Genomic DNA, 4,927 nt, shown 5'->3' with positions numbered 1-4,927 from the left:
TGGTGCGGTCCGGCAAGGCGCTATCCAGGGATAACCGGGCAAACAGACGCATGGAGGCGATTTCGTACAGAGCATCTTCCATCGCGCCATCGCTCAGGTTGTACCAATGCTGCATGCAGTGAATGCGCAGCATGGTTTCCAGCGGATAAGGTCGCCGGCCATTACCAGCCTTGGGATAAAACGGCTCGATGACTTCCACTATGTTTTGCCATGGCAGAATCTGCTCCATGCGGGACAAGAAAATCTCTTTTCTGGTCTGACGGCTCTTACTGCTGAATTCACTGTCGGCGAAGGTGAGCTGATGACTCATGATGAACCCTGTTTCATGGCTCCAAATGACAAATATGATCTCATATCAGGGACTTGTTCGCACCTTCCCTAGAGAAGCCGGGCGATTCATGCTGCATGAACCGAATCTCTATCTGAGCAGGTCAAAAAATAGGGTATGTCCTGATTTAAGGCATCCAGCGTTCCCCAAACACTCTTCAATAGGTTTATTACTAATTTGTAATTTTTGTGACAGCTTCATGTAATGATTCAGAGTATATAGTTAGTCACGTAACTTGAGTCATAATTAAATGAGGTGGTTTATGAATATTAAAATTGGTGCATTCATGGCATGTACGCTGGTCGTCGGAAGCTTCTCCGCCTTTGCTCAGGCTCCTGTGCCTTATAACGTTCGTGCTGGGCACAACATTATATATATGGATTGGAGTGCCAACGCACTTAGTACCGATACTGTGAGTGTATCTACCCTGGATGACACTAAACTGGGTACTGTAATGGCTACTCCTGGGAAGACAAAGCAACTGCAACTCCCCATGGACAAAAGTATCAACACAGTCAAAGTCAGCTACAACGGTGATGTCCATGTGATTGCACTTCAGCATGGAATGGGTAGTGGGCGAAACAGATAAAGCAAATAAAATCATGCTTTAACGTAAGTTTTGCGCATTTTTTATACGCATTGAGAAAAATTACAGTATTGTAATTGTACATTGATTTCTATAATGAGCATCATCGCACATCACAGTTGTGATGAAATGGAGGCGCTTATGAATGATGTTCATAGTAAAAATGGATTTAATCCTTCTATCTCAAGAAGAAAGTTTGTTAAAGGGATTGCTGCTGGCGGAGTTGTGGCATCGATTCCTATGTCAATTAACGCTAAAGAAGAACTGCCGCAAAAGGTTTACAGCTCAGTTTTAAGTGGAACAGTAATCGATCTGGTAGTTGAAGAAGTTGTTGTCAACTTTACTGGAAGTACAAGAATTGCCACGGTTGTCAATCGCTCCATACCTGCACCGACATTACGCTTAAAGGAAGGCGATGAGGTTACTCTTCGTGTTACCAATAAGCTCAGTGAGCCTACCTCTATTCATTGGCATGGTATAATACTTCCATTTGAAATGGATGGCGTACCTGGTATTAGTTTCAATGGTATTAAACCAGGAGAGACATTCACATATAAATTCACGTTGGAACAGTCCGGTACATATTGGTATCACTCTCACTCTGGTTCTCAAGAACAGACGGGAATGTATGGCGCTTTAATTATAGAGCCAAAAGAAGGCGAGATTATATCAGCCGATAGAGATTATGTTGTTCTCTTGTCAGACTGGACAGATGAGCACCCGATGCGAATTTTATCAAAATTGAAATCGCAAAGTGATTACTATAATTTTAATCAGCCTACAGCTATCGACTTCATTAACGATGTCAGCAACAGTGGATTAAAGGTTGCCTTCACCAAACGCCAGATGTGGAATGAAATGAGAATGAATTCTACAGATTTGGCTGACTTATCCTCTGCAACTTTAACCTATTTAATGAACGGAACAACCCCTAATGGAAATTGGACTGGTGTCTTCAATAAAGGTGAGAAGATCAGACTTAGATTTATAAATGGTGCTGGAGGGTCTTTTTACGATGTCAGAATTCCAGGCATAAAAATGACGGTTGTACAAACCGATGGTGTTGATATTGAACCTATAGACGTAGATGAGTTTCGTTTCGGCCCTGGTGAAACTTACGATGTCATTGTTCAACCCATCGATAACGCCCATACGATTTTCGCACAGTCGATGGATCGTACTGGTTTTGCCCGAGGTACGTTGTCGACGGCGATTGGCCTTTCAGCTCCGATTCCTACTGTAGACAAACCTGAGCCTCTTTCAATGGAAGATATGATGGGCTCCATGGACGGAATGGATCACGGCTCCATGGCAGGTATGGATCATGGCTCAATGCCTGGTATGGCATCAGGTGCAATGCCAGCGATGGATCATAGCTCTATGGCAGGTATGGATCATGGCTCAATGCCTGGCATGGCATCGGGGGCAATGCCAGCGATGGATCATAGCTCTATGGCAGGTATGGATCATGGCTCAATGCCTGGCATGGCATCGGGGGCAATGCCAACGATGGATCATAGCTCCATGGCTGGTATGAGTAATGCTACACCGCCAAGCAAGGTTAGGCATGCCAGTACAGAGTTTGGGCCCAGTGTTGATGCGAGGGTAGATACACCAAGACGCAATCTGAATGACCCTGGTGTAGGGCTACGTAATAATGGGAGAAGAGTGCTTACGTTAGCAGACCTGAAAACTAAAGGTGGGCCCATAGATCCAAGACCAGCAGAACGCGAAATTGAACTTCATTTGACTGGAAATATGGAACGCTATACATGGTCGTTTGATGGCGTTGAGTTCGGTAAATCAACACCAATTCATTTTAATTATGGAGAAAGAGTTAGAATTACTCTCCACAATGACACCATGATGACCCATCCCATGCATTTACATGGTATGTGGAGTGAACTTGAGAATGAAGATGGCTCCTTTTTGGCAAGAAAGCACACAATACCTGTGCAGCCAGCACAACGAATTAGTTTTCTTGTGACCGCTGATGCCATTGGCCGTTGGGCTTGGCACTGTCATATTATGTTCCATATGGATGCTGGAATGTTCCGTGAAGTAGTGGTTTCTTGAGGAAATAAATAATGCTAATTCAAAGTATAGTAAAAAATGGAATATGGTTGATCAGCCTTGGGTTATTTGCTTCTCTTTCTTTTTCTGAGGAGTCAAAAGATGCTGTTAGCGGCTATCACCCTGATTTAACCGCATCTGAGGATAGCGAACAAAGAAGCCCTGATGAATATTCTGATGGACTCACACTTAGTTCAGGCCCAAGCCTTTTTGAAGGCAGAGAGCAGCTTTCCTTAGCAGATGAACATACCTTTTCTTCTCTGTTAATTGACAGGCTTGAATATTCAAATGGACGAGAGGAAAATTATGCTTCCTACAAAGCCCTTGCTTGGGTAGGGAAAGACTATCAAAAAATATGGTTTAAATCTGAAGGTGAATATAAAAATTCATTACAGGATACAGAAAACCAAGTTCTTTATGGGTATGCTACATCTGCATACTGGGACATCCTTTTTGGAGCAAGATATGATACATATCAATCTAGAAGCGATAAAGGATGGCTTGCCCTTGGCCTACAAGGATTAGCGCCATATTGGTTTGAGGTTGACTCCTCTTTATTTGTAGATCAGCATGGTCTAATGCTTTTAAGCCTAGAGGCGGAATATGACCTCTTACTTACTCAGAAATTGATACTACAGCCCCAAGCTGCAATGAATATTTACAGTAAAGATAATGATGATATGTCTGTTGGGCGAGGTATCTCAGACATCAGCACTGGCTTGCGGTTACGTTATGAAATAAGTAGGCAGTTTGCTCCTTACATAGGCGTTGAATGGAAAACTCTCGCTGGCAATACATACGATCTAGCAAAAGATCATGGGGAGAGTACATCTGATACGAGATTTATTGCAGGTGCCAGATTCTGGTTCTGATTACATAAGGAAGGTAATGTATGAAATTCAAAATGATTACTGCTGCTGTGATAGTAATTTCTACGGGTGTGATGGCTTCTGAGCAAGGTCATGACATGAACTCAATGAAGAATGGCATGAACCATGACATGAGTTCAATGAAGGGGAATCCAGCTCCTATGGGGCATGACATGGGGAGTATGGCTGGTTCCCCTGGTGTTGCCAAAGATGTGTCTAGAACCATTGACGTATCTATGGATGACACCATGCGGTTTACACCGAAAACGATATCGGTCAAACAAGGTGAAACAATCCGATTCTTTATAAAGAATAATGGAAAACTACCACATGAGTTCGTTCTCGGAACAACCTCAGAGCTCAAAGAGCATGCGGGAATGATGCAACAAATGCAAGGTATGCAGATGAAACATAGCATGCCAAACATGATCTCTCTTGCACCCAGTCAGAAGAGTGCAGTGCTATGGAAATTTGATAAAGCAGGTACAGTATCATTTGCTTGTCTTGTACCTGGTCATATGGAAGCTGGTATGGTTGGAGAGGTTGTCGTTAAATAAGAGGCTATCTGAGCCTATATGAAAATCAAAGAGGGGCCTGTTCAGGCCCCTCTTTGATTTTCATAATTCAGTTCTAAACTTTACGGATAATGATAAAAATTAACATAATCAACTGCTTTTTATAAGAAGCAGGAAGAACATACATTGAAGTTAATAAATAGAGCTACTGTGAGAAAAAATGGCCCTGCTCCCTATTTTTCAGAAGGAGGTGACACGCTTTGGTGCCATGGTAACCATCAACACTAACCTGCTCTATCTTGCGCCGCAAGTGATTGAGCAAGGTCGGTACAACCGTCTCCAGGCGGGCCTCAGCTGATAGGTGGCCACATCAACAATCCTGATTACCCATGACCCTCAGCCAGCTTCAAGAGCCGATATGGCATCGGAGGGCTTGCCACGACTGCATGCCCCAATTCAACAAACATACTCTTGAGGTCAAAACGATGATTAAACCGGAAGCAGTATTCAGCAAGATGCCTTGGTAAATGCTTCGCTCCGAGCTTATGACAACTGC

The 4,927-nt window shown here is 43.3% G+C and carries 5 protein-coding genes and 2 pseudogenes; 4 read left to right on the top strand and 3 right to left on the bottom strand.

Annotated features, from left to right (window positions below):
• A partial coding sequence (locus C3418_RS22765) for a transposase (protein WP_181023144.1) occupies nucleotides 1–310 on the bottom strand: 310 nt, incomplete at its 3' end.
• Between the two features lie 280 nt (nucleotides 311–590).
• On the opposite strand from C3418_RS22765, the gene C3418_RS22755 reads away from it, so the two are divergent.
• From C3418_RS22755 to C3418_RS22740, 4 genes are all read left to right on the top strand, one after another.
• Nucleotides 591–917: a hypothetical protein gene (locus C3418_RS22755; RefSeq protein WP_010675891.1), complete on the top strand. Its 327-nt coding sequence runs from the start codon at nucleotides 591–593 to the stop codon at nucleotides 915–917.
• A gap of 138 nt (nucleotides 918–1,055) precedes the next feature.
• A complete protein-coding gene (locus C3418_RS22750; RefSeq protein ID WP_103261967.1) occupies nucleotides 1,056–2,990 on the top strand; it encodes a copper resistance system multicopper oxidase in 1,935 nt (644 codons plus the stop codon).
• 11 nt (nucleotides 2,991–3,001) lie between these two features.
• A complete protein-coding gene (locus tag C3418_RS22745; protein ID WP_005303868.1) occupies nucleotides 3,002–3,859 on the top strand; it encodes a copper resistance protein B in 858 nt (285 codons plus the stop codon).
• Between the two features lie 20 nt (nucleotides 3,860–3,879).
• Nucleotides 3,880–4,413 carry a cupredoxin family protein gene (locus C3418_RS22740; RefSeq protein WP_087756363.1) on the top strand — a complete coding sequence of 178 codons (534 nt, stop codon included), beginning with the start codon at nucleotides 3,880–3,882 and terminating at the stop codon, nucleotides 4,411–4,413.
• Nucleotides 4,414–4,603: 190 nt separating this feature from the next.
• Here the strand turns inward: C3418_RS22740 and C3418_RS24950 are convergent.
• Nucleotides 4,604–4,732 (bottom strand): annotated as a pseudogene (locus tag C3418_RS24950) (IS5/IS1182 family transposase); the annotation flags it as partial.
• Between the two features lie 22 nt (nucleotides 4,733–4,754).
• Nucleotides 4,755–4,927, bottom strand: a pseudogene (locus C3418_RS22735) (IS1595 family transposase); the annotation flags it as partial.

The sequence above is a fragment of the Aeromonas sp. ASNIH8 genome (assembly GCF_002919855.1).
Classification (GTDB): domain Bacteria; phylum Pseudomonadota; class Gammaproteobacteria; order Enterobacterales; family Aeromonadaceae; genus Aeromonas; species Aeromonas caviae.
Note: the sequence above shows the minus strand (reverse complement) of the source record. Positions and strands in the feature narration are given on the sequence as shown.

Excerpts from the sequence above, each read along its gene's own strand:
- C3418_RS22755 (WP_010675891.1), top strand. The coding sequence starts at position 591 with ATGAATATTAAAATTGGTGCATTCATGGCATGTACGCTGGTCGTCGGA.
- C3418_RS22750 (WP_103261967.1), top strand. The coding sequence starts at position 1,056 with ATGAATGATGTTCATAGTAAAAATGGATTTAATCCTTCTATCTCAAGA.
- C3418_RS22745 (WP_005303868.1), top strand. The coding sequence starts at position 3,002 with ATGCTAATTCAAAGTATAGTAAAAAATGGAATATGGTTGATCAGCCTT.
- C3418_RS22740 (WP_087756363.1), top strand. The coding sequence starts at position 3,880 with ATGAAATTCAAAATGATTACTGCTGCTGTGATAGTAATTTCTACGGGT.